The 20,157-nt window shown below is 53.6% G+C and carries 18 protein-coding genes and 1 riboswitch; of the genes, 8 read left to right on the plus strand and 10 right to left on the minus strand.

The features are described 5' to 3' along the window. The first annotated feature begins 77 nt into the window (after positions 1-77). Complete coding sequence (map, locus tag CJP46_RS03565; protein WP_094594212.1) at positions 78-824, plus strand: type I methionyl aminopeptidase; 747 nt, start codon at positions 78-80, stop codon at positions 822-824. Positions 825-936: 112 nt separating this feature from the next. Here the strand turns inward: map and CJP46_RS03570 are convergent, their stop codons facing one another. The 6 genes from CJP46_RS03570 to fabV form a co-directional block, all read right to left on the minus strand. Next, positions 937-1,140, minus strand: coding sequence for a hypothetical protein (locus tag CJP46_RS03570; RefSeq protein ID WP_256992169.1), 204 nt, complete (start codon positions 1,138-1,140; stop codon positions 937-939). A gap of 76 nt (positions 1,141-1,216) precedes the next feature. Beyond that, positions 1,217-2,362 carry a Ger(x)C family spore germination protein gene (locus CJP46_RS03575; protein ID WP_094594213.1) on the minus strand — a complete coding sequence of 382 codons (1,146 nt, stop codon included), beginning with the start codon at positions 2,360-2,362 and terminating at the stop codon, positions 1,217-1,219. After that, positions 2,359-4,218, minus strand: a complete 1,860-nt coding sequence (locus tag CJP46_RS03580; protein WP_094594214.1) for a spore germination protein — start codon at positions 4,216-4,218, stop codon at positions 2,359-2,361. The genes CJP46_RS03575 and CJP46_RS03580 overlap by 4 nt, the downstream gene beginning before the upstream one ends. Beyond that, positions 4,215-5,306, minus strand: a complete 1,092-nt coding sequence (locus CJP46_RS03585; RefSeq protein ID WP_094594215.1) for a GerAB/ArcD/ProY family transporter — start codon at positions 5,304-5,306, stop codon at positions 4,215-4,217. Before CJP46_RS03585 ends, CJP46_RS03580 begins: the two co-directional genes overlap by 4 nt. Positions 5,307-5,689: 383 nt before the next feature. Beyond that, positions 5,690-7,099, minus strand: a complete 1,410-nt coding sequence (gene aspA, locus CJP46_RS03590) for an aspartate ammonia-lyase (RefSeq protein ID WP_094594216.1) — start codon at positions 7,097-7,099, stop codon at positions 5,690-5,692. A 320-nt stretch (positions 7,100-7,419) separates the two neighbouring features. Then, positions 7,420-8,610: an enoyl-ACP reductase FabV gene (gene fabV / locus CJP46_RS03595; RefSeq protein ID WP_094594217.1), complete on the minus strand. Its 1,191-nt coding sequence runs from the start codon at positions 8,608-8,610 to the stop codon at positions 7,420-7,422. Positions 8,611-8,910: 300 nt separating this feature from the next. On the opposite strand from fabV, the gene CJP46_RS03600 reads away from it, so the two are divergent. Next, positions 8,911-9,243 (plus strand): antibiotic biosynthesis monooxygenase, encoded by a 333-nt coding sequence (locus CJP46_RS03600; protein WP_094594218.1) that lies wholly within the window; start codon positions 8,911-8,913, stop codon positions 9,241-9,243. Between the two features lie 60 nt (positions 9,244-9,303). Here CJP46_RS03600 and CJP46_RS03605 read toward each other — a convergent pair whose 3' ends face one another. Then, complete coding sequence (locus tag CJP46_RS03605) at positions 9,304-10,485, minus strand: MFS transporter (protein ID WP_094594219.1); 1,182 nt, start codon at positions 10,483-10,485, stop codon at positions 9,304-9,306. Between the two features lie 163 nt (positions 10,486-10,648). Between CJP46_RS03605 and CJP46_RS03610 the strand changes: the two genes are divergently transcribed. The 3 genes from CJP46_RS03610 to CJP46_RS03620 all read left to right on the plus strand — a co-directional run bounded on the left by CJP46_RS03610 (position 10,649) and on the right by CJP46_RS03620 (position 13,189). Then, the gene (locus CJP46_RS03610; RefSeq protein ID WP_094595048.1) at positions 10,649-11,413 is read left to right on the plus strand and encodes an exodeoxyribonuclease III; all 765 of its coding nucleotides are present in this window, start codon (positions 10,649-10,651) and stop codon (positions 11,411-11,413) included. Positions 11,414-11,670: 257 nt separating this feature from the next. Next, positions 11,671-11,949 carry an ArsR/SmtB family transcription factor gene (locus CJP46_RS03615; protein ID WP_094594220.1) on the plus strand — a complete coding sequence of 93 codons (279 nt, stop codon included), beginning with the start codon at positions 11,671-11,673 and terminating at the stop codon, positions 11,947-11,949. Positions 11,950-12,019: 70 nt separating this feature from the next. Beyond that, positions 12,020-13,189: an MFS transporter gene (locus CJP46_RS03620; RefSeq protein ID WP_094594221.1), complete on the plus strand. Its 1,170-nt coding sequence runs from the start codon at positions 12,020-12,022 to the stop codon at positions 13,187-13,189. Positions 13,190-13,289: 100 nt separating this feature from the next. Here the strand turns inward: CJP46_RS03620 and CJP46_RS03625 are convergent, their stop codons facing one another. Beyond that, the gene (locus CJP46_RS03625; protein WP_094594222.1) at positions 13,290-14,519 is read right to left on the minus strand and encodes an aminopeptidase; all 1,230 of its coding nucleotides are present in this window, start codon (positions 14,517-14,519) and stop codon (positions 13,290-13,292) included. Between the two features lie 208 nt (positions 14,520-14,727). Here CJP46_RS03625 and CJP46_RS03630 point away from each other — a divergent pair, with 208 nt between their 5' ends. Genes CJP46_RS03630 through CJP46_RS03640 form a run of 3 tightly spaced genes read left to right on the plus strand, consistent with a single transcriptional unit; the run spans position 14,728 to position 18,223 of the window. Beyond that, on the plus strand, positions 14,728-16,305 hold the full coding sequence (locus CJP46_RS03630; protein WP_179281017.1) for an efflux RND transporter periplasmic adaptor subunit: 1,578 nt from the start codon (positions 14,728-14,730) through the stop codon (positions 16,303-16,305). Next, complete coding sequence (locus tag CJP46_RS03635; protein WP_094594224.1) at positions 16,302-16,994, plus strand: ABC transporter ATP-binding protein; 693 nt, start codon at positions 16,302-16,304, stop codon at positions 16,992-16,994. Before CJP46_RS03630 ends, CJP46_RS03635 begins: the two co-directional genes overlap by 4 nt. Then, a complete protein-coding gene (locus tag CJP46_RS03640) occupies positions 16,991-18,223 on the plus strand; it encodes an ABC transporter permease (RefSeq protein ID WP_094594225.1) in 1,233 nt (410 codons plus the stop codon). The genes CJP46_RS03635 and CJP46_RS03640 overlap by 4 nt, the downstream gene beginning before the upstream one ends. A 207-nt stretch (positions 18,224-18,430) precedes the next feature. Here CJP46_RS03640 and CJP46_RS03645 read toward each other — a convergent pair whose 3' ends face one another. Together CJP46_RS03645 and CJP46_RS03650 are read right to left on the minus strand one after the other, a co-directional pair. Further along, complete coding sequence (locus CJP46_RS03645; RefSeq protein ID WP_094594226.1) at positions 18,431-19,276, minus strand: bifunctional 5,10-methylenetetrahydrofolate dehydrogenase/5,10-methenyltetrahydrofolate cyclohydrolase; 846 nt, start codon at positions 19,274-19,276, stop codon at positions 18,431-18,433. A 67-nt stretch (positions 19,277-19,343) separates the two neighbouring features. Further along, a riboswitch (ZMP/ZTP riboswitch) is annotated at positions 19,344-19,427 on the minus strand. A 60-nt stretch (positions 19,428-19,487) separates the two neighbouring features. Further along, positions 19,488-20,096, minus strand: a complete 609-nt coding sequence (locus CJP46_RS03650; protein ID WP_179281018.1) for a TetR/AcrR family transcriptional regulator — start codon at positions 20,094-20,096, stop codon at positions 19,488-19,490. Positions 20,097-20,157: the final 61 nt, after the last annotated feature.

Genomic DNA, 20,157 nt, shown 5'->3' on the forward strand with positions numbered 1-20,157 from the left:
GATACGGGTAGATTTCGGACATTGACGATATTGGGTATAATAAGAAGATACAGACAGGAATGAGGGTAGATAAAAAGATGATAATTCTGAAGACGAAAGACCAGATCAAGTACATGAAAGAAGCGGGCGAAATTTTGGCCGCCTGCCACCGCGAAATCCGCAAGATGATTGCTCCCGGCATCACCACCATAGAGATTGACCGTTTCGCAGAACAATTTATCCGCAAGCACGGGGCCACGCCCGAGCAGAAAGGATACAACGGCTTTCCTTATGCGACTTGCACTTCGCTAAACGACGTGATCTGCCACGGCTTTCCGGGTAAAACGGCGCTGAAGGACGGGGATATCATAACCGTGGATATGGTGGTCAACCTGAAGGGCTGGCTGGCCGACTCCGCGTGGTCCTATCCGGTCGGGAACATTTCCGAGCAGGCGCAGCGCCTGCTGGACGTGACGCATGATTCTCTGTACAAGGGGATCGAGAAGGCGGTGATCGGCAACCGGATCGGCGACATTTCGCATGAGATCCAGGTTTATGCAGAAGGCGAAGGCTTTTCGGTCGTACGCGATTTCATCGGCCACGGCATCGGCGAGGAAATGCACGAAGCGCCGCAGGTTCCGCACTACGGACCGGCGAATGTGGGCCCGCGGCTGAAGGAAGGCATGGTCATTACGATTGAGCCGATGCTGAATACCGGGACCTACCGGAGCAAGATGGACAGCGACGGCTGGACCGCCAGAACGCTGGACGGCGGATTGTCGGCGCAGTATGAGCACACGATCGCGATTACGGCTAACGGTCCGGAAATTCTGACGGCACAGTAGCCGGTAGGGACGACGATACTGGAAGATCCGGGCGACGTATTTTCCCGGACTTCCAAGCGCAAAAGAGAAGCATCGCAACGATGCTTCTCTTTTTTCATGTTAGAGCTGCTAGCTATCTTAAATACACCACCGCAACACAGATGATAATCGCCAGGACGATCGTCACCGCGTAAATGGAAGTCAATTTCGACAGGTTTTTCTTCGTACGATGCTCGTATTCCGGGTTGCGCTTTTTATTTTCCGCGGAAAAACCGACCCAGAATGTCCCCACAGCAGCCAGCAGGGCGATCCCGATCACGACGATGTAAATCCACATATATAATCACCTTCCTCGATCCCTGGCTGTGTGACAGGAACGCATTCTTGGCTTCATCATACCATGCGCCGGAAGATCAGTGAACCCTTTGCTTGTACTTTCCGGAGTTGACCATCGTAACGGTGACGTCCACGTTTTTCAGCATATCCTCGGTCAAAATAAAATCGGACTGCTTGCTGAGCTCCCTCCATTTATCAGGATATTTACGGTACAGCTTGTCCTCCAGCATCAGCACGTCGCATTTCAGGGCAATGCCCTTTTTGAAGCTGTCGATCACTTCATTTTTCACCAGCTCGGAGGCCATGTTTTCCAGCGTCGATTCGGGGAGCTCCTTGATAAGCAAATTGACATAGGATTTAAGGCCGATCCGGATATTGAAATGAACTTTGCCTTGCTCCAATTTGGGTTCCACGACAAAATGCGGTTTCATCAGAATCAGGCCGGCCACGGGGTTTTTGCTGTCTGGGATGTTGATGGGTGACTCTTCAAGCTGCAGCTGAATCCAGCGGGTCCCCTTCAGGTCATCCTCCGAGAGCCAACCGCGGAAATCTTTGTTGTCAAAGAAATAAGCTCCATTCACCCGGAGCATCGGATGATCCTTTTTGTCCTCATACCAGTCATTCCGATCAATGGTGAGCGAAGGAAGGATGGCCGTTCCGCTCGGTTCGTTCAGCATGGACAGAATTTTAAACTCGTAGATCGGCAGGATAAACGAACGCTGCGTGTAAATTTGCTGCGGCGATTCCAGCACGCTTTCCAGCGGAGAAAAGTTCAGGATGGACTTTTCCGTCAAAATATTTTGAATCGGATCTCTCGTCCCGTACAGCAGCACGTTATAGCGGATCTCCCTGTACCGGTTCAGCATGTCAAATACTTGGCCCATGCCGTGCTTCAGCAACCGTTCCGAACAAACGACTGCTTTCATATGGCCCCAGAATACCCGACGCTGAGCCGTTGAGTAGATTGTCGACAACGATTCGGTCACGGTTTTCCCTTCTCCGGTGCCGATCCAGATCGGTACGGCCTTGCCGACCTGGGCATTTTGGGTTTGCGCGATATTCGAGAAGTTCAGCACCTGAATGTAGCTTTTATATTTTCCGTCCTCATAGTCAAGACCGATTGCCGTCACGTAGGCCATATTCTGGATATCCTTGGAGTTCCAGCAGCCCGGAAGGAGAAGGGTCAGTGCACAGCACACCATGAAGAGCACCAAACGCTTCATGTCGGGGATTCCCCTTGATGGTCCGGATCCTTCGGATTCAAGAAGGAGGTGCGGAATTTGATTTTATCCCACGGCAGACGGATGACCGAATTGACAAAATCCTTGAACTGGAAAGGAGAAACCGGCGCGAGATAAGACATTCCAAACGTCCGTAGGCGGGATACGTAGACCAGGAGCAGGATCAATCCGAGAATCAGGCCGTACATGCCCAGAAACGAGGAGATCATAAACAGGCCGAACCGGATGACGCTGATGATGGAGCTCAAGCTCTGGTTGACCAGCGTCGCGCCGGTGACGGTCGTAATGGCGCCTATGACAACGGACGATGGCGAGACCAATCCCGCGCGGATGGAGGCGTCGCCGATGATAAGACCGCCGATAACGGTCAAGGTTTGGCCGATCGTGCTGGGCAGGCGGATGCCGGCCTCGCGGAAGATCTCAAACAGCAGGAGCAGCAAAAACAGCTCCATTTGGGCGGAGAAGGGCAGTCCCAGCCGGGTCACCGAAATCGTCGCCATCATTCGGTACGGAAGCTGGTCTTGGTGAAACGCGGTCAGGGCCACCCAAAATCCCGGCAATGCCACGGACAAAACGAGACTGAGCACGCGGATCAACCGCACGAAGGAGACGTAAATGTAATTAAAGTGGATGTCCTCCGGCGACTTCAGAAGCAGGGACAGCGAGCCGGGTCCCGTTAGAACCATCGGATTGCCGTCCACGATGATGACGAATCTCCCGTTGATCAGCGAGCTAACCGCGTAATCCGGACGTCCCGTAAAATCGATCAGCGGCAGCAGGGAATACTTCGAGTCGGACAGCAGTTCCTCGAGCTGACTCGCCGTATACAATCCGTCTATGTCAATATTGGCCATCCGTTTTTTGACTTCCTCCAGAAGCTTGGGCGAAATGATGTCTTGAACGTAAAGGAGCGAAACGCGCGTCCGCGTCCGTCTGCCCATAATAAACGTTTCGTTGCAGAGCGTGGTGCTGCGGATCCGCTTGCGGATGAGCGCGACGTTCGTGCTGATATCCTCGGTAAAGCCGTCTTTCGGCCCTTTGACGGAAATTTCGGTGGTGGATTCCTCGGGCGTACGCTTGGGCATGTTGCTGATGTCCATCGTATACAGCTCATTGGTATGAGGGAGGAACAGGACGACGCTCCCCTGAAAGACCGCTTCTTCCACCTCGCTGCTGGGCGCGTTCGGCTTCAACAGGTTGAGGGGCAGCTTGCCGGAAAGAAGTTCGCCTTTTTTGGATGGAAGGCCGTCTTTCTCGTACATGTCGTAGAGCTCCGGTAGAATGACTTTACCGATCAGCGACGATTCGCAAAGACCATCCGCAAAAACCAATACGATTTCCGAATATGGATTGGACTTGCTGAGCCGATGCATTTGGACCTTAATATCGGCGCTTTTGGAAAATAAATCATTCAGCTTACTGTAATTCCAAAGCGTCGGTTCATCCGAGGCGTTGTCATCAGGATGGTCTGTTTGGGATTTGTTATCATCCGATTTACCCTGTTCGCCAGTTTTTTCATCGGTGTCTTCACTCTTGCGTTTACCTTTGCCATGCTTTGTATTTTCATCGTTTTTTTTATCCCTGTCACGCTCGGAACCGCTGTTTCCCCCGTTGTCATCTTCGTTGTCGGCAAGCGGTGCGCCATTTTCCTGGCCCGCTTCTTCTGAAGCTTGGTCTTCCGAAGAATTGTCGCGGCGGTTATCTTGATCCTCACTTTTTTCACGCTTTTGGCTATGCTTTCCAATGTTTTCGTCATGCGAATGACCTCCTGATTTCTGGTCATCCGCTGTTTCATGGCCCCCTTGGGGCAGGTCATTTTTATGTTCAATATCCGTCATGTCGTACGCTCCCTTCTTTTGTCCGGAATGAAGGAGATGCCAACGCACATCAGGGAATACGCGATTCCCAAGACCAGGGACGCCGGAAAATATATCCGGTACATCATGTTGTAGAAATCCTGCTGACTGTACGGAAACATGCACAGCACGATGTAACTGAATGTAAGGGCGATAATAAATCTGCCCCGCATCGTTTGGCTGGAGAAAGGCATGATGTCCGCAAGCAGAAACAAGGATAGGCTAATCCGTACGGTTGACCCGGCAAGCCACTGATACACCGACAGAAAGTCCACATGCTCCACATAATCGCCGATTTTGACCAGCCGCCACTGCTCATAAGGGGACGTGGCCTGCTTGGCCGCTTCAATCGGCCCGAACTCGGTGATGGCCCCGATGACGGGTCCCAGCGTAATCCATACCATCAGCAGCGCGAACACGATCATATGCCAAGGCTTCACATTAGACCGGATCCGATGCTGCATCGCCACGATGACGACCAGTTCGATGAACGCGCCCCCAGCATATACCGTCCCATGAACAGGCGGCACCCACCCATGCTCCATCAGGGGGAACAGCAACTTGTAATTTTTGTGCGCCGAATTGGCGACCGAGACAAAAATCCCCAGGACGACGACAATGGGCAGCAAGACGCCTGCCCCGATGGCCATGGAGCGCAAACCGGTTTTTGCCATATACAGGCAAACAAGCGCCAGTATGGTGACCAGCACCAGCTTCGGCGTGGCCGGCAGGTAATTCGTGATGGTCCAGGTGGAGGTATGAAGCAGCGTAAGGCCTCCCATCAGGTACAAATACAGGCACAGTGGGACCATGAGAACCCAGGAAATCCATGGTTTGGTTCGATCGGCAAGCCAGGGCTGCAGCTTGCGGTTTCCCGATCTCTTCATGAATATGACGAGCAGCAGTGACCAGGGCAAGTAAAAGACCGCAGCCATGAGGACGGAAACCCAGGCATCTCTGCCGGCTGCGTCCAGAATCATGGGGTTGACGATGACGTGACTGGTCAGCCCGTTCATCAGCATGAGGATCAGGCAGATACGTGAGAAACCCATTCGATTGACAGAACTCATCGCACTTATCACTCTATTCCGGTTAGGCTTTGGTTTAGATAAAGGATAGTATGGTAAAGAACGGTGGATTTTATGTAATTACATAGATTGAACTAAAGATTTGCATTGAACTTCCTGTTGTAAGGCCCTATAGAGGCCTATAACATTCATTTCTTTAGTTCATTCTATTTACATCAATATTTTCAGAAGATTGTGTTGGAGTAGAAGGAGGAGTACCGCTGACGTTTATTCTTTTGAATGGATCAAGGATGCGGATTTTCATTCGGAGTTGAAAAAAAATGTCGATCTCAATCTGGGAAATTTTGGGATTCGGAAGGACCATAAGGAGATACGGACAAAAAAGCCCGCGCCGATGCCGGCACGGGCCTATTCCCAAAAAGATTCTATTCCTTCTGCAGCAGCGCTTCTCCCGCAATGCCCGGATTGGTCATTTGGTATGGATCGAGGATGATGTTCAGCTCCTCTTCCGTGAGCACATTGTACAGCAGGCACAGCTCCCGGACCGATTTGCCGGTCGTGATCGCTTCCCGCGCGATGCGAGAGACGACTTCATAGCCAAGGTGCGGATTCAGTGCCGTAATGATACCGACGCTGTTCTCGACATATTCCCTGCACCGCTCCACATTGGCCTGGATGCCCTCGATGCAGTGCTCGCGGAACACCCGGAAGCCTTGATTCATAATTTCCAGCGATTGCAGCAGGTTGTAAACGAGTACCGGCTCCATGACGTTCAGCTCCAGCTGGCCGGCTTCGGATGCCAGACAGATCGTATGGTCGTTGCCGATGACCTGAAACGCGATCTGGTTGATGACTTCGCACATGACCGGATTGACTTTACCCGGCATAATGGAGGAACCCGGCTGCCGCGAAGGAAGGGTCAGCTCCCCAAGCCCGGCGCGGGGGCCCGAAGCCATCAGACGAATATCGTTGGCGACTTTCGACATGTTCATCATGCAGATTTTTAAAGAGGCGGACACTTCGGTATAGGCATCCGTATTCTGGGTGGCATCGACCAGATGCTCGGCGGCCTGGACCGGGAAGCCGCTCAGCTCCGCCAGGATTTCAGCCACGCGTTTGATGTAGGTCAGATCGGCATTGAGACCCGTTCCGACCGCCGTGGCGCCCATGTTGATATGGAGAAGGTTGTTCTTTGTTGCTTTCACGCGGTTAATGTCGCGCTCCAGCACGCGGGCATATGCCTGGAACTCCTGTCCCAGACGGATCGGGACGGCGTCCTGCAGGTGGGTTCGGCCCATCTTGATCACCGCGTCAAATTCGTCGGCTTTATTGACGAAGGCCTGATGCAGTTCGGTCATGGTGGCTACGAGCTTGTCAATCATCGTCAGCGTCGCCAGATGGACTGCGGTCGGGAACGAATCGTTGGTCGATTGGGCCATGTTGACATGGTTGTTCGGGCTGATGTCGGCGTAGCTTCCTTTTTCTTTGCCGATCAATTCCAAAGCGCGATTCGCGATCACTTCGTTCGTATTCATATTTATTGACGTACCGGCGCCTCCCTGGATCGGATCCACGATAAAATGCTCCAGCCATTGGCCGGCGATGATCTCATCCGCGGCTTGTACGATCGCTTCGCCTTTGGCGGGAAGCAGCCGCTTGATTTCCATATTGGCCATAGCGGCAGCCTTTTTGACCATGGCCATCGACCGGATCAGTTCGGGATGGAGACGTTGTCCGGTAATCGGGAAATTTTCCTTGGCGCGCAGGGTCTGAACGCCGTAGTAAACTTCATCGGGTACTTCTTTCGTGCCTAGAAAATCTTTTTCCAATCTCATGAAAATCAATCCTCCGGGTATCTATACTGGATAAGTCAATGAGCCGCATGTAAACGCTGTGATATGTCGGACTCGCTATCATTATACGCTGGTTGTCCTGGAATTTGCTAGTTCATTGTCAACGAGGAGTGTAAAGATCATTCATTTGTCCACTGAAAAAGGACGGTTGTCAGCGATGGGACCGTCTTCATTAACTTGCCTGGAGTCCCGACATTATGCCCCGTCCCATCAAGGTTGGGTACTGCCGGCGTCACTAAGCAAAAAGCCTGGATATGCAATAAAGCATATCCAGGCTGCTTGAGCTAAGGCGTAAATTTGCGTTAAACGGAATGCGGAACTTTCACGTCAGGATTCACGTCAGCTTCATAATCGACGCCGTCGGTCTCAAACCCGAACAGCTGGAAGAACTCGCGGCGGTATCCTTGAAGATCGGTCAAATCATAGATGTTGTCTGATGTAATGCTGTTCCAAATTTCGGAGACTTCTGCCTGCACATCCTCGCGAAGCTCCCAGTCGTCAATGCGAATTCTGCGCACTTCATCAACGGGTATTTCGCCGCCGGTATACAACCGGTCGGTAAACAGGCGGTAAGCCTGCTCGATGCATCCTTCGTGGATGCCTTTTTCTTTCATGACCTTGTACAAAGCGGAGATATACAGCGGCACGACCGGGATCGCCGAACTGGATTGGGTCACCAGCCCCTTGCTGACAACGACATAAGCATGTCCGTTTCTGGCCGCCAGCTGGTCGTTCAGCTTCAGCGCAGTGGCTTCCAGGTGATCCTTGGCTTTGCCAATGGAGCCTTCCCGGTACACGGCCTGGGTGATGTCCGAACCGATGTAGGAGAAGGAAATGGTGACGGCTCCGTCGGCGAGCACCCCGCCCTGCTCCAGTGCATCGATCCACAACTGCCAATCGTCCCCGCCCATCACGGCAACCGTGCCGCGGATATCTTCTTCCGTAGCGGGTTCAATGGTCACTTCGCTGATTTCACCTGTGTGGAAATTGACGGTTTTATTCGTATAAGGCTTGCCCAGCGGTTTGAGGGTCGAATTGTACACTTCGCCGGTAATCGGATCGGTTCTGCGGGCGGATGCCACGCTGTATACGACCAGATCAACCTGACCAAGCTCGGAGCGGATCAATTCCACCGTCTGATCCTTGGTCTCTGCCGAGAAAGCGTCCCCGGTCACGCTGAAGGACTTAAGTCCGGCCTCTTCAGCGGCTTGTTCAAATGCGGCGGAATTGTACCAACCGGCGGAAGCGGTCCGTTTCTCGGAACCGCTGCTGGGGCGGTATACGCCTACGGTATTGGCTCCGGCTCCGAACGCAGCCGTGATGCGCGCCGCTAATCCGTAGCCGGTCGATGCGCCGATCACGAGCACGTTTTTCGGTCCTTGGATGGCCGGCTTGGATTTGACGTAATCGATTTGGGACTGGACTTGCGCCGCGCATCCGACAGGATGTGCCGTCGTGCAGATAAAGCCCCGGGTTCTTGGTTTGATGATCATGTGAATGATTATCCTCTCTTTGTTAAGTTAAGTATCGTTTGTTTGGAGTCAGGTTTATGTATCCCTTACAACAGTCATGAGGAAACTCCTTTAATGATATTATATCTAAAAACCGAAATACAAGGGTTTAAGCGCTGAATGGTAAAAGCGGGGGATTCGGAATGCTCAATTATTTGACAATGAGAATCATTATCAAGTAAGATGAATACAGTTCAGGAATCACGGAGCCGACATGAGGCGATGATTCCGCAGAAATACATCAATCATCAATCATATATTCATTGACGGGAGGAATAACGAATGTTTGTCCAATTAAGAACGATGGCCGTGCAAAAAGGGTACAGTGAGCAGGTTGCCGCCAGATTCACCAAGGACGGCCCGATGGACGAGATGAACGGATTGATCGACAGAACCGTTATGGTCAATACCCGAGGAAGAGAGCAGGACGAAGTCGTCGTCATGATCCGCTGGGAGTCCCAGGAAGATTGGAAAAATTGGGAGAAAAGCGACGCTCATCTTCAAGGTCATCGCGACAAGAAGGGCCAGGAGCCGCCAGCCTATATGATCAGCACCACCGTCAAAATGTATGAAGTGCAGGCCGTGAAGCCGGGCAAGGCCTCCAGCACGCATTAACATCGCGATCAAGTAAATAACCGCCCCCAGGGGCGGTTATTTTTTGTGGTCTCATAAACATTAAATGGCGTCGTCGCCGGCCTGCCCTGTAGATGCAGCGGGGTTTCTACGCCCATAAATCCGATACAGCACGATCCCGAACAGCGTTCCAGCCAGCGACATACCGGAAATCGTCAGAAACATCGTCCGCCCGCCGAATGCCTCATACAGCGCGCCGCCTGCAAAGGAAGCGATGATCCCGGAAACCCCGAAGAACAGCAGCGCAAGCACCGTCTGGCCGGTTGCCCGCCATTCGACGGGAACGATGCGGTACAGGTACTGAATGGCGGCGGAATAGAAGACCGGAAAGGTGAGCAGCTGCAGCAGCTGCAGATAGGCGAGAAGATGCGGGTCTTCGATCCAGGCCGACACGAAAAAGCGCACAAAATAAAACATTCCCGAAAAGGCGATCAGCATCAGCTCGCTGCCTTTGCGCAGCCACCAGAAGCTCAAGGCGAATACGACGATCTCGCTGCCCGCGGCAAGAAACCAGGCTTGTCCCACCAGGCTGGCCGTTCCGCCCAGTTCCTTGATATAGACACCCAAATATGTATCGTTCATTCGGGCGGGGATGGAGCTGATAAAGACCAGAATCAGAAAAAGCAATGTTTCTTTGCTGCTGAGAAAATGCTTCAGGCTGGACAGGGTAACCGGTTTGCCCGCCACCGGAGCATCCGGCATGAACAGCGTAATGACAAAGCTAACCAGCCCGATTGCCGCAAACAAATACGCCAGGCTGTGCGCGCCGTACGAAGTCATAACATAGCCTGCTAACAACGACATTACTGCGTATCCGAGCGCCCCGTAGGTCCGAAGCGAGCCGTAGCTGATTCCCGCCGATTCGGCGACGCGGAAGTTCAGGCTCTCCGTCAGCGGATCGACAGGCATAAGAAAAAAGTAGGTCAGCATGGCAAACAGGATGATCAGGCTGTAGATGCCGGTATGGTACAGGAAATAGCCGGTAATGACAGCACAGACTAGGAGGAGCAGCAGCACTTTCCGGATCGTTTTGATCCGGTCGCTGATCATGCCCCACAGCGGCTGGGCCACAATCGTGATAAAGCCGCCCGTCCCAACGATAAAGCCGATCTGGGTAGGCGTTAGCCCCTGCTCATCGAAATAAACGGGAAGAAACGGAATGAAGATGGCCAGCAGGGCAAAGAACAGAAAATTAAACGCTTTAACAGGAGCGGAAGTTCTCATCGGTACAATAAATCCCTCACGTCATCATGGAAATTAGTTGAATTGCGTTAGGACATTGTACCATGAATCTACCATTAACTAAATCACCGATTTGTCACGGAAGGGGCAGGCGTAGTATGGTAGACTAGAGTAATAGATTTCAAAAACAGCGGGGGAAATCATGATCAAATTGGTATCTTGGAATGTAAACGGGCTTAGGGCTTGTGTCAATAAAGGTTTTATCGATTACGTGAAGCAAGTGGACGCAGACATCTTCTGCGTGCAGGAGACGAAGCTTCAGGAAGGGCAGATCTGCTTGGACGGCATGGACGAGTATCATCAATACTGGAACTATGCCGAGAAGAAAGGGTATTCCGGCACCGCTGTCTTTACCAAGCAGAAGCCGTTGTCCGTGTACTCCGGACTGGAAGAGGACGGGGAGCCGGAGGGGAGAATCCTTACCCTCGAATACGAAGGATTTTATTTGGTGAACGTATATACCCCCAATGCGCGCCGCGATCTGTCCAGACTGGATCTCCGGCTAGAATGGGAGGACCGATTCAGAATCTACATTCAGCAGCTGGATTCGCGGAAGCCTGTCATCATTTGCGGGGATCTAAACGTCGCCCATCAGGAAATCGACCTGAAGAATCCGAAGTCGAACCGCGAAAACTCCGGCTTTACGCCTCAGGAACGCGGCAAAATGACAGAGCTGCTGAATGCGGGTCTTATCGATACGTTCAGACACTTTTACCCGGACCTGGAAGGCGCGTATTCCTGGTGGTCCTACATGCCAAAAATCCGTGAGCGGAACGTGGGCTGGCGGATCGACTATTTTCTAGTATCAGCGCGGCTTGCCCCATCCCTCATCGATGCTCAGATCGATCACCTGATCCTGGGGAGCGATCACTGTCCGGTCAAGCTGCTCATGGATGAAACGAAGCTGTAACCCGAGGAGGATACGGCTTCGTCCCGTTTCATAGATCACCCTCTTGCCTATGGATGGATCAGGCTCATGATACGATTGCTGAAGTGGGCGAGGGCTTTTTAAATGACTGACCGAATGTGGGCGTACAAGCTAACGAAGACGGATGATGGAATAACACCGATCCGCCTGAAGAAATCAAAGGATTGACACTTAAAAGCGTCTGTGCTAATTTTATTTCTATAAATTTAGAAATATGGGATCAGGAAGGAGGGCGTGAAATGACCGAAGAAGCGGAGTCCAAGCAAGCCGTAAAAATATACAAAGCACTTGGCGAACCGACGCGCTTGAAAGTGGCGATGATTCTGTCCCGGGAAGGTGAAGCCTGCTGTTCTACGCTTGGGAGCAAGCTGGAATCCGTAGCCGACTCCACGCTGTCCCATCATCTGAAGCAGCTGGCAGAGAGCGGACTGCTGGATTCCCGTAAGGAAGGCACCTTCATTTTCTACTGCCTGAACCGTGAGGTTGCGCAGAAATATGCGCCATTTCTGTTGAACTAATTTTTTTTGTCCTTTATTTCTATGATTGTAGAAATATAAAAATATTATTCGAAGGAGTTTGATTGCATTTATGACCAGCACCTGGAAAATTTACATTTTGGCCATTATCAGCTTTTTGGTGGGTACCTCGGAATACATCGTTTCCGGTATTTTGGATAAAATCGCTGATACGATGGGCATCTCGCTCGTTGCCGCGGGACAGCTGATTACCGTGTTCTCGCTGACGTACGCGATCGCCACGCCTGTTCTCATGGCACTGACGGCGAGGTGGGACCGTCGCGGGCTGATGATCACCGCCCTTGGCATTTTCGTTGCAGCCAACATCTTATCGTTTGTGCTGCCCGGATATGAACTGCTGCTGGCGTCACGTGTGCTGATGGCGCTTGGAGCGGGAATGGTCGTCGTTACGGCGCTTAGCATCGCCGCTAAAATTGCGCCTGAAGGCAAACAGGCGGGCTCTTTGGCCACCGTCATTATGGGCTTCACGGCTTCGCTCATCATCGGTGTACCGCTTGGCAGAATGATCGCGGCTGCGTTTGGCTGGAAAGCGGTATTTATCGGGATTGCACTTCTTGGCATTGTCGCGATGCTCATCATTTGGGTGACCATCCCGCGGATTCAGGGAGACGCGCATGTGCCTCTGCGGCAGCAGTTCTCCCTTCTGAAAAACCCGAAGGTAGCGCTGGGCTTATCCATCAGTTTCTTCTGGCTGGGTGGCTATTCGGTGGCTTACACGTACTTGTCCCCCTATCTTTTGCAGATTTCCGGATTGCAGGAGAGCCTGCTGAGCACGGCGCTGCTGGCCTTCGGGATCGCCAGCCTGGTCGGTTCGAAGCTTGGAGGCTTCAGTGCCGATAAGAAAGGCGTAACCTTCACCCTTTTGAGCGGGATGACCCTTCACGTGATTGCCCTAATCTTGCTCAGTATGGCTGGCCACTCGGTTTATGCCGTGTTTGCGATTCTGATCTTGTGGTCATTCGCCGCATGGTCAACAGGTCCGGCGCAGCAGTACAACCTGGTCACGCTCAAGCCGGAATCCTCCGGCGTCATGCTGGGACTCAACCAATCCATGATGCAGCTGTCCATGGCGGCCGGCGCCGGCATCGGCGGCGTGATTGTCTCGGGGGTCTCGCTGTCAGCTGTCACATGGATCGGAGCGGTGGGCGTGCTGATCGCGATGCTGGCACTGCTCGGCTTGAATCAGCTGTCCGCGCGGAGGAAAGCTGCAGCGGCGGAATAAAGGAACGGAGCGTCCCCCTGTGCGGAACGCAGAACCTGTTGTTTCATCTTAAAATAAGAAAGCGGCCAGTCCTCTTAAGGACTGGCCGCTTTTGATATTTTTAAACCCACTTGCCCCCGCGGAACACCGGCTCGATCGTGCCGTCCGGCAGTTCCCCGTCGATGTCCAATTGTTCCGAACCGATCATGAAATCGACGTGCGTCAGGCTGACGTTGCCGCCTTTGGCCTGCAGTTCCTCTTTGCTCAGCTTTGTTCCGCCCTCCATATTGACCGGATAGCAGCTTCCAAGCGCGAAATGGCAGGAAGCATTTTCGTCCACGCCGGTATTGTAGAAGACGCGGTTCATGCGGGAGATCGGGGAGTCATGGGGCACCAGCGCCATTTCGCCGAGGAAGGACGCGCCTTCATCGGTATCAAGCAGTGAGGTCAGGTGCTCGCGGCCCGAAACGGCGTCGTACTCCGTCACTTTTCCGTCCTTGAAGGTCAACTTGATGCCTTCCACCAACCGGCCGTTCAGGTTGAGCGGAAGCGTGCTGGACACCGTGCCGTTCACCCCAGTCCGCAGCGGCATCGTGTAGATTTCCTCCGTCGGCATGTTCGCCACGAAATACACGCCGTCCTCCTTCAAGTCCCCGCCGCCGAGCCACAAATGCCCTTCAGGCATTTCGACATGCAGGTCGGTACCTGGAGCACGGTAGTGCAGGCTCTTATACCGCTTGTCGTTCATGTACTGCTGCCGTTTTTTCAGCTCGCCGATATGATCCTGCCAAGCGGCGACGGGATCCCCGCTGTTGACGCGGTTCATCCGGAACACGGCGTCCCACATGGCCGGTATGCGTTCTTCTTCAGGCAAATCGGCAAAAACTTTGTTCGCCCAGGCACGTGTCGGTGCTTTAATCAGCGACCAGCTGACCTTGTTGCTGCGTACGTAGGCCTGGTACTTCTCGCGGGCCACCGCCGCGGCTTTCACGGCCGTTGATACTTTGGCGGAATCGATGCCGCGGAACAGCTCGGGATCAGGCACCTTGATGTGCAGTACCGCACCACCACCTTCGGCGAGCTGCTCCATCATGTCGGCCTGCCACTTCGGATAATAGGCGAACGAATTGTCAGGCGCTTTTTCATAGCGGATGCGGGTGACCTTCTCGTCATCCCAATCGACCTGAACGTATTTGGCGCCCGCCTCATAGGCTTTGGACACGATCTGCCGCGTAAAGTCCACGGTTTCCAGCGGAGACTGCACGAGCAGCACTTGACCGGGCTGGATGTTCACCCCGACCTTGATCACCAGTTCAGCGTATTTTTCCAGCATTTGTTCAAAATGATCCATTTTCCAAATCCTCCATCGTATGTAAAATGGCATTCCTGCCGAGAAAAGAATGTCTGTCTATCAGTGTATCTCTATCCATTTCCATGATGCAAGTTTATCGCCGCTTCCGGCCTCTCCGAAAACTTTTTTTGCAGGCGATATTGGAGTTTAGGTTATTTTAAGTTTCGGCTGATATCGTGATTGTCATATGAACGAAGGGAGAATGGACATGAACAAAGCGGTAAAAAACGTGCTGATCATTTGCGGATGCGTTATCGTGATCGGCGCGGGGGGGACTTATTTTTATCAAAAAAACGCCAGCGCGACAAAAACGGAAACGGCGACCATTACATATGCCGTCGAGAGGGGTGACCTGTCCAAAACGGTAACGTCCTCAGGCAATGTGGAGGCACCCGAGTCAGTGAACTTAAGCTTCAGCGGAAATTCCAAAGTGACCAAGGTCGACGTGAGCGTCGGGGAAGCGGTGAAGAAGGGGCAGCTGCTTGCAGCGATGGATACAACGGCACTGCAAAACGAGCTGCTGTCGGCTCAGGCGAAGTATGACAGTGCGGTGGCAAAGCTGAACAGCATCCAGGCAGGAACGGACTCGGCTACCCTGAGCGAACAGAAAGCCCAGGTGTCCAAGGCTCAGTCCGATTTGGAGAACGCCAAGACGGCGCTTACGAACGCGAAAAAGGCGGCCAATGCATCGTACCTGCAGGCGCAGGTGGACAAGGCCAAGGCTGCCGTCATCAGCACGCAGGCTAAGCTGGACGAAGCGAAGAAGGGGACGGACCAGTCCCAGATTTTATTCGCCCAGGTCGCGGCGGATAATGCCCAGAATGCCTATAAACAAGCAGTATCGCAGCAAAGCAATTTGGATCAGCTGAAAGAAACGGTGACCAATGCAGAATCCCAGGTGGACAGCGCGTCCCGCGCCTACGATCAGGCGGCTTCACAGCTGGCCAAGCTTCAGGAGGGGCCGGCCGAAAGCGACGTGGCCAGTGCCAAAGCCGACGTTGCAATGGCGCTTGCTTCCCTGAATGACGCCAAAGCCAATGTTGCCGGGGCCAAAATCTATGCGCCGTATGACGGGATCGTCTCCGCCGTGAACGCCAAGGTCGGGGAGACGGTAGCCGGCGACGCCACTTCGGCCATCTCCATGTACTCTACCGGCGGCAGCTTCCGGATTTCCGCCTCCATCGACGATACCGATATTACCGATGTAAAGGTCGGTCAGGACGTAAATATTACGTTCGACGCGCTCACGGGCGTTACGCTGAAAGGCAAAGTCGTGTCCAAAGCGGTGCTCGGAGAAGCGCAAACGAGCGGGGTCGTAACGTTCCCGGTCGGCATTGAAATCACGTCGGGCCAGGACAACGCAGACAAGCTGATCCCGGGCATCAGCGCGACGATGGCCATTATTACCGACGGTAAAAAGGATGTACTGAAAGTGCCTGATGCGGCGATTAAGTCGTTTGGCGGGCGGAAGATCGTCATGGTGGACAAAGGCGGCAAAGAAGAGCAGGTAGAAATTACGACCGGGCTTGATGACGGGGCCAACTCCGAAGTGCTGACCGGATTGTCCGAAGGCGACAAGGTAACCATTACGATGACGACGACAAAGTCGAGCACAGGAACCACCCAAGGAACCATGGGCGGCTTTGGCGGCATAGGCGGCTTCGGAGGTATGAACGGAGGCGGCGAGATGCGGCAGTTCAACCGCGGCAGCGGAACCGGGGGAACCGGAGGTAACGGCGGAGGCGGTGCGCGCAGCGGCGGAGGAATGGGAGGTGGCGGCCAGTGATCACTTTTGACCAAGTGAAGAAGGTCTATGCATCGGGTGAAAACGAAGTCCAGGCTCTGAAGGGAGTCACCCTTCACATCGATGAGCGCGAGTTTGTCTCCATTATGGGGCCGTCAGGATCCGGAAAATCGACCATGATGAATGTGATCGGCTGCCTGGATAAACCGACTTCCGGCAAGTACGCGTTGGACGGAATCGACATTGGCTCGGCTTCGGCCAAGCAGCTGTCGGACGTGCGGAACCGCAAGATCGGCTTCGTCTTCCAAAACTTCAACCTGCTCAAGCGCACATCGGCCATTGAAAACGTCGAGCTTCCGATGCTGTATGCGGGCAAAAGCAAAAAAGAGCGCCGCGAGAAGGCGGAATACTGCCTGGAGCTGGTCGGACTGAAAACACGGATGCATCACAAACCGAATGAACTCTCCGGGGGACAGCAGCAGCGGGTGGCTATCGCCCGCGCCTTGAGCAACGACCCTGCCATTATTTTGGCGGACGAACCGACGGGTAACCTGGATACAGCGTCATCGGAGGAAATTATGGGGATATTCCGGAGACTGAACGAAAAGGGGCATACGATCATCATCGTCACTCACGAACCGGACATCGCCGCCCATACCAAACGGGTGATCTGGTTCCGCGATGGCCTGATCGAGACGGATCGGCTGAATACGGAGCGTGAACGGGTATGAATGTAGGGGAACTGCTGCGCATTTCAATCCGAAGTCTCAGGTCCAATATGCTGCGCTCTTTCCTGACGATGCTCGGAATCATCATCGGGGTGGCGACCGTCATTGCCATGATCTCCATCGGGCAGGGGACGAGCAAGCAGGTGACGAGCCAAATCCAGAGCCTGGGATCGAATCTGATCACGGTTACCGCAGGCTCGGGGTCGTCAACCGGCGCAGCGGCAGGCGGCAACCAAGGCGGAAGTACGGGTACGCTGAACATTTCGGACGCTGACCCGATATCCAAAATCGATACCGTGAAGTATGTTGCGCCGGTCACGCAGGTGAGCACGCAGCTGCTGAACGGCTCGAATACGGCATCCGCCACGATCATCGGCTCCACGCCGAGCTATGCCGACATCAAATCGTGGGAGACGGACATCGGACGGTTTTTTACGGAGGATGAAGTGAATGACCGTGCAAAGGTCGTGGTCCTCGGCGCGACGACGGCGGAAACGTTATTCGGCGAAGCAGGTTTCGATGCGGTCGGGAGCATGATCAAAATCAACAACATACCGTTTCGCGTCATCGGTGTGCTCAAGGCCAAGGGCTCTTCCGGAACGGTAGACCAGGACGACACGGTCATTGCACCGATCACGACGATTCAGTCCCGTTTTCAGGTCGGAAGCTCCCGGAGCAGCGTCCGGCAAATTTTGGTCGAAGCCAAATCCACCGACGTGATCAACAGCACCATGGCGCTGATCCAGTATACGATGCGCCAAAGCCATAAACTCGGCGGTGCCGACGATGATTTCAAAGTTCAGAGCCAGGAGGATGTCATGTCGTCTGCCGAAAGTGTCACCAAAACGCTGACTCTGTTCCTTGGCGGCGTGGCGGCGATATCTTTGCTGGTCGGCGGGATCGGCATCATGAACATTATGCTGGTGTCCGTCACGGAACGGACGCGGGAGATCGGCATCCGGAAAGCGATCGGGGCGAAGGAAGGGACGATTCTATCGCAGTTTCTGTTTGAATCGGTTACCTTGGCCATTCTGGGCGGAGTGATCGGCGTCATCCTCGGCTTTGGCGGCTCCAAATTCGTCGGCAAGCTGATGGACGTGACTACCGCGGTGTCCATGAACTCCGTGCTGCTGGCGGTCGGTTTCTCGGCCTGCATTGGCATCGTATTCGGCGTATTCCCGGCCAGACAGGCCGCCAAGCTGGATCCGATCGAGGCGCTGCGGTACGAATAGGCAGCCGTTCGCGAGGGGCACGTTCTAGTAAGCGGGATATGTGCGGATAAGAATTCGTATCATAGTGAGAAAAAGAGGGCGTTTCACCGAATCAGGTTCGGCGGAATGCCCTCTTTCCATTTCTGGAGCCGTTACACGGCGGATCAATGATGCCGAGAATGGCTTTTTTGGATGTGCCTTGGGTTTGCTTGTTATATCGATGACGGGTTACCCCAGCTGTTTTTCCGCTGCATCCACCGTGTGCTTCAGCAGCATGGCGATGGTTACCGGGCCGACGCCCGCAGGGACAGGTGTAATGGCACTCGCTTTTTCCAGACATGCCTCATAATCGACGTCACCGACATTGCCTTCATTGTAGCCTGCGTCCAGAATGACGGCACCTTCCTGAATCCAGTCTCCCTGAATGAATTTCGGTTTGCCCACAGCGGCAACGACGATCTCTGCCTGGGATACGATATCACCAAGGCCTTTCGTTCTCGAATGGCAGATGGTGACCGTGGCATTCCGGTTCAGCAGCATCAGAGAGACGGGCTTGCCGAGAATCGGGCTGCGGCCGACGACAACGGCATGCTTTCCTTCTACTGGGATCCGGTAGTAATCCAGGATGGCGATGATGGCCGCCGGGGTACAGGAGGGATATGCGGCAAATCCGAAAGCGTTCTGTGCAAATCCGAGCGTTGTGACGCCGTCGACGTCCTTTTCAATGGAGATCGCGTCGAAGGCGGCTCTTTCATCAATCTGATGGGGAACCGGATGCTGCAGCAGAATTCCGTGAACGTTCGGATCGGCGTTAAGCTTTTGGATTTCACGGATGAGCTCCTCGGTAGTCGTTCCCGCATCCAGCGTAATTTTTAACGATTCCATCCCGAGCCGTCTACAGGCATTGCCTTTCATGCGCACATAAGTGGCCGACGCCGGGTCGTCGCCTACCAAAATTGTTGCCAGGCAGGGGGTAATCCCTTGCTCGGACAACCGTTTCACCTTGTTAGCCAAGCCGTCCTTAATGTCCTGCGCCACGCGCGCTCCGTCCAAAATCAGCGTTTGTTCTGTCATGTCTGCATCTCCTTTAAATGATAATGTGGCCTCAGAAAAACATAAAGAGGCAAGGGGAAATTCCCCTTACCTCTGCCCAGGCGTACGGCTGTTTATATCCATGTGCTCCCTCATGGTTCATCCCATGTTTCCGCCAGTCGCACACAGTCCATCTACGTAGAATGATACCTTATTGTGCTTACGGGCACAATGGGGAGTTTTAGAATGATTCTTACCCGCGGCCGTTTCTCTTAAAGACGATGTAATCCATCTTTGCCTCGACCAGCACGATTAGCTGCTCCGCCATATAGGACGCCGTGTATTTAAAGTTGACCTCAGCCCAGTGCATGATGACGCCCACCGTGGCCGACATGCGGTAGCTCAGCATGATTTCGTAGTCGACCGGCGGCTCGGTGGGTTCCATTTCGATATGCATATCCTTCCGCATCGACTCCCTGAGCCTGTCGTACATGTCCATTGCCAATTTTCCGCGCTCGACCCGCGACAAGGCCAGGAAAACATCCTTATGCTGTTCGATATGCTCAAACAACCGCAGCCCCGAGGGATAAGTCATTGAGGCTTCAATTCTCTCCATGCCCTCATACGGCTCGACGAGCAGCTCGGCGATGCCTTGCAGAAACTCGTCGTGGATTTCTTTGAGCAGGTCTTCCTTGCTGACGAAATGCTTGTAAAACGTGCCCCGGTTGTAGTCTGCGCGAGCGGCGATGTCCATAATGGTGACCGAATCGAAGCCTTTATCGAGAATTAAGGAAACGAGTGCGGATTTGAGCGCCTGCCGGGTTCTTCTGGCCCTGCGGTCAAGAACTTGTTCGTCTGTCAAATGCAATCTGCCTCCAGCTGTCGTTTCTTCATATTATAGCGCAAGTAGGACCGCCGCCAAA

It is taken from the genome of Paenibacillus sp. XY044 (assembly GCF_002257645.1).
Classification (GTDB): domain Bacteria; phylum Bacillota; class Bacilli; order Paenibacillales; family Paenibacillaceae; genus Paenibacillus_AQ.

What these genes read in the sequence shown, in the direction of transcription:
- map (WP_094594212.1), top strand. Translation starts at nt 78, where the DNA reads ATGATAATTCTGAAGACGAAAGACCAGATCAAGTACATGAAAGAAGCG.
- CJP46_RS03570 (WP_256992169.1), bottom strand. Translation starts at nt 1,140, where the DNA reads ATGTGGATTTACATCGTCGTGATCGGGATCGCCCTGCTGGCTGCTGTG.
- CJP46_RS03575 (WP_094594213.1), bottom strand. Translation starts at nt 2,362, where the DNA reads ATGAAGCGTTTGGTGCTCTTCATGGTGTGCTGTGCACTGACCCTTCTC.
- CJP46_RS03580 (WP_094594214.1), bottom strand. Translation starts at nt 4,218, where the DNA reads ATGACGGATATTGAACATAAAAATGACCTGCCCCAAGGGGGCCATGAA.
- CJP46_RS03585 (WP_094594215.1), bottom strand. Translation starts at nt 5,306, where the DNA reads ATGAGTTCTGTCAATCGAATGGGTTTCTCACGTATCTGCCTGATCCTC.
- aspA (WP_094594216.1), bottom strand. Translation starts at nt 7,099, where the DNA reads ATGAGATTGGAAAAAGATTTTCTAGGCACGAAAGAAGTACCCGATGAA.
- fabV (WP_094594217.1), bottom strand. Translation starts at nt 8,610, where the DNA reads ATGATCATCAAACCAAGAACCCGGGGCTTTATCTGCACGACGGCACAT.
- CJP46_RS03600 (WP_094594218.1), top strand. Translation starts at nt 8,911, where the DNA reads ATGTTTGTCCAATTAAGAACGATGGCCGTGCAAAAAGGGTACAGTGAG.
- CJP46_RS03605 (WP_094594219.1), bottom strand. Translation starts at nt 10,485, where the DNA reads ATGAGAACTTCCGCTCCTGTTAAAGCGTTTAATTTTCTGTTCTTTGCC.
- CJP46_RS03615 (WP_094594220.1), top strand. Translation starts at nt 11,671, where the DNA reads ATGACCGAAGAAGCGGAGTCCAAGCAAGCCGTAAAAATATACAAAGCA.
- CJP46_RS03620 (WP_094594221.1), top strand. Translation starts at nt 12,020, where the DNA reads ATGACCAGCACCTGGAAAATTTACATTTTGGCCATTATCAGCTTTTTG.
- CJP46_RS03625 (WP_094594222.1), bottom strand. Translation starts at nt 14,519, where the DNA reads ATGGATCATTTTGAACAAATGCTGGAAAAATACGCTGAACTGGTGATC.
- CJP46_RS03630 (WP_179281017.1), top strand. Translation starts at nt 14,728, where the DNA reads ATGAACAAAGCGGTAAAAAACGTGCTGATCATTTGCGGATGCGTTATC.
- CJP46_RS03640 (WP_094594225.1), top strand. Translation starts at nt 16,991, where the DNA reads ATGAATGTAGGGGAACTGCTGCGCATTTCAATCCGAAGTCTCAGGTCC.
- CJP46_RS03645 (WP_094594226.1), bottom strand. Translation starts at nt 19,276, where the DNA reads ATGACAGAACAAACGCTGATTTTGGACGGAGCGCGCGTGGCGCAGGAC.